This is a genomic window from Pontibacter rugosus, from assembly GCF_042678745.1.
GTDB lineage: Bacteria > Bacteroidota > Bacteroidia > Cytophagales > Hymenobacteraceae > Pontibacter > Pontibacter rugosus.
The window spans coordinates 1-3,446 of the sequence record NZ_JBHTLD010000325.1 but is presented as its reverse complement, the minus strand read 5'-3'; the positions used below and the strand labels follow the sequence as shown (position 1 = coordinate 3,446).

Genomic DNA, 3,446 nt, shown 5'->3' with positions numbered 1-3,446 from the left:
ATATAGCTTCTAGATAAGCAACTTTAAAAAGTACAGTTTATTGCTTTCAAGAGCTTCTATACTTGCGTTACTGAAGATAGCTATAGCGGGGCAACGTTTATCAATGCTTTTGCCTCCATCCTTCTAAAAACCATCACTCCTACCTTTAAGGCTATAGAAGCAGCACTGGCTAATAATAGGAGATGATTTTGGAAAACCAGAAGCCACGGCTCTACTGACAGATTGCAAGCTTCTACATTATAACATATTTCACTTTCCTTTCGCTTGCAGGGTTTTAATATGCTCTAACAAGCAAAAGCCGCTGACGGTATATCAGCGGCTTTTGCTTGTTACGTTTCTAATTGATTATTACTGCTCGCGTGTCACCACTACCACTGCTACGCGGCGGTTAAGCTGGCGTCCTCTGGCAGTTTCGTTAGTAGCTCTAGGCTCGGTTTCACCCATTGCCTCTATAGATAAGCGATTAGCATTGATACCTCCCTGGTTCTGTAGCCAATTCTGCACAGCACGTGCACGCTCAGCAGATAGTTGTTTGTTATACTCATTACTGGCACGCGCATCGGCATGACCAAAGATGCGGATTTGGCCGTTTTGCGGCAGGTCTTTGATTTCGTTAACAATTTCCTGAAGTTTCTGCTCGCCTTCAGACCGTAGTTGTGCTTTATCTGTATCAAACAACAAGCGATCATCCATAGTATAGATATTATACTCATTATTTGAGCGCATTTCTACACCAGCATTCTTCATTTCAGGATCATCAACAACAGGTGCGTCCCAGTCAACTCCAGCCCAGAAATCTTCTCCAACATCTTTTACCTGTACACCGTCTGCTTCTATGGCTCCGCGCTCATCTTGGTAAGCTACGGCAGTATCCGCAGTTGCATCAGATAGAGAATCATTTTCTACATTACCTTCGGGACTGTTGCAGGCAGTAAAGGCACCAACACCCAGAATCATTAATATTGTACTTTTCTTCATAGTTATAGTCTTTTTGGTTCGTATTAAGGTTTACGAAGCATATGCGCTATGGTTCTTCCACTACAGCTTTACGTACAGCAGGCCTACAAAACAACATAAATATGGGGCACTATTTTGCATAACCCACACCTCCGGGAAGAATTTCATAAAGACCAGGAAGTATAAACTGAAAGAAAAGTGATTGCTCCTATAGTGATAGGCAAGAGCCTATCTTAAATTCATCCTTTGCGCTGCAAACCGCCTGTAGCGGAACCTGGCTTCACGCTTTTCTCACCCCATATCGCTGCTATGAAACTCTAAAATCGCTTTGCCAGAACCCTTTCCAGGCAGCTTTCGCTTGCGAAAACAAAATGGAAACATGCTTTGAACTCAACTTTAGCATGTTTAGAAATTGAAAACAGCTAAACAGAGTATTTTACCTGATATATTAAACTGTCAACGGCTATCCAGCTACTTTCAAGACATGTACAGATGAAAGAAAGGTATGGCTCAGCTATTTAAACAGTTTTTCTTCGGTTGTAAAAATGTTGAAGTCGAACTAAGTAAAAACACTTTCTCATCAACTCCCATAAACGATAAGCCCCGGCCTCCCTTAGGGCAGCCGGGGCTTACTGTGAATGTGAATGAACGAATGAAACTATGAATGAAAATCTTGAGTGAAACGAAAGTGAGAGAGGCTACTGCTTGATGAAGCGCTGTGTGTGGCGTTGCGCACCGTCTGTCACAGTTACGAAGTATACTCCCGGCTGCAGGCCTGCCACTGGCAGCACCATGTTGCGCCCCTCTGCTGTATACTGCCCGAGTGTGCGGCCTTTCATGTCCACCAGGCTCACTTGCGCCTTGTCTACCGCCAGGCTGATGTTTACCTCCACCGAGGCCACTGTCGGATACACGCTCGCTATTCCTGCCGCCGCTGTGCTCTGCTTTTGCTGAAACTCTAGTGCCACCACATTAGAGAAGGCCTCTGTACCGTCGAAGTCCACCTGGCGCAGGCGGTAGTAGTTGGCGCCCACGGTAGGGTTGGTATCTGTAAAGCTGTAATCCAGTCGGGTGCTGCTGTTGCCGTGGCCTTTCACTTCGCCTACTTTGGTGAAGCTTTTTCCGTCCTGGCTGCGCTCTACCACAAATTTATCGTTAGCTGTTTCCTGCGCTGTGGCCCAGTTCAGTTTAGCGTTGCCGTTCTGCACCGCACCTTTGAAAGCCATCAACTCAACAGGTAACGTTATTATTGAGCGATCTCTTCTCCAGTACAGGTTGTGGATACCAATTCCTTGTTGTCCGGCGTTGTTTCTCACTGCGTCGCTGTTATAGTATTCAATGGTTACCTCACCTACATAGTCGCTGAAGGTTACTGTTATGTTTCCGCCGCTAGAATTTGCGGCCACATCTGTACCAGATACGCCTGTAATGGTGCTGCTGCCTAAGTTAAAGCTGTTGTTAGCAGTAGTCTTAACTTTTGTTTTAGTTAAAGAAAGCGGCCCAGAGAAGCCCATCCCTTTGATAACCAGTTTATCCTGGAACTGGTTAGAGGCTTGGTCCACATCAAAAATTGTAAAGGTAAGGTCAGCCACTGGCTCGGCAAAAGTCATTGTCACTTTTGTACCTAAAGTGCTTGAAGCTTTGGTTTGTGTCAGCGTCAGCGTGTTAGTCGGGTTCTGGAAGTCAGAATTTGACACAACCGATTTAGTGATTGTAACACCGGCAGCGCTTGCCTTAGTGAAAGTTACTTTATTTCCGTCTACGGCGTAAGTCTTGCCAGCAGCAAAAGGATCTTCATTAAGGGCAATCTTAGACCAATCCAGCACAGACAGGTCAGCCTCAGCCGTTGTCTGGTCATCGTCTGGCGTACCAGAGATAGAAATGTCGTCGATAGCGTAGTAGTCGCCGTGCTTGTTGTCGTTCACTACAGACCAGAAGAACCTGATGCTGCGGGCATCGTTGCAGGAGGCCGGCAGAGAGATGGCCGCCCCACCGTTAATGCGCGCCCACTGGTTATAATACTGGTTGTGGGTTAAGCCCGTCACCTCGGTGTAGCTGCCCCCGTTCACGCTGTAGAAGAAGCGCACGTTGTTAGAGGAGACGTTTCCTTTTATCTGGGCGTACAAATCTACCCAAGTCACTTTAATATCCTTAAAGCCAATCGTGTTGATGGAGTTGTCCAGGTAAAGCGTTTTAGTTGTGTAGCCGGACGCGATTGTAGTGGAGGTCCTGTAGTGAGCCCCGCCTGAAGACAGGGTCGTGTTGCTGGTAGGGGCTTGGGAGCTGAGGCCCCAAGTGTTATTAAGCGTGGTAACGCCTTGTACGGTACCGCTAAAGTCTTCGTGATAAATGGTAATCTGCGCCTGCGCACTCAAAGAGAAAAGTAAAATGGCACTAAGGATGTAAAGGTATTTCATGGGTAAACTTCGTTTCATTCAGGATATCTATATGAAAGAAGTATGCCAGCAGAAAAGATCTTTTTAAAACAG

General features: G+C 46.3%; 2 protein-coding genes. Both read right to left on the bottom strand.

The annotated features are described in order from the left end of the window. Positions 1 to 348: 348 nt before the first annotated feature. Positions 349 to 978, bottom strand: a complete 630-nt coding sequence (locus tag ACFQ2O_RS20630; RefSeq protein WP_377532576.1) for an OmpA family protein — start codon at positions 976 to 978, stop codon at positions 349 to 351. A gap of 677 nt (positions 979 to 1,655) precedes the next feature. Continuing rightward, positions 1,656 to 3,374, bottom strand: a complete 1,719-nt coding sequence (locus tag ACFQ2O_RS20625; protein WP_377532573.1) for a T9SS type A sorting domain-containing protein — start codon at positions 3,372 to 3,374, stop codon at positions 1,656 to 1,658. Positions 3,375 to 3,446 lie beyond the last annotated feature (72 nt).

What these genes read in the sequence shown, in the direction of transcription:
- ACFQ2O_RS20630 (WP_377532576.1), bottom strand. Translation starts at nt 978, where the DNA reads ATGAAGAAAAGTACAATATTAATGATTCTGGGTGTTGGTGCCTTTACT.
- ACFQ2O_RS20625 (WP_377532573.1), bottom strand. Translation starts at nt 3,374, where the DNA reads ATGAAATACCTTTACATCCTTAGTGCCATTTTACTTTTCTCTTTGAGT.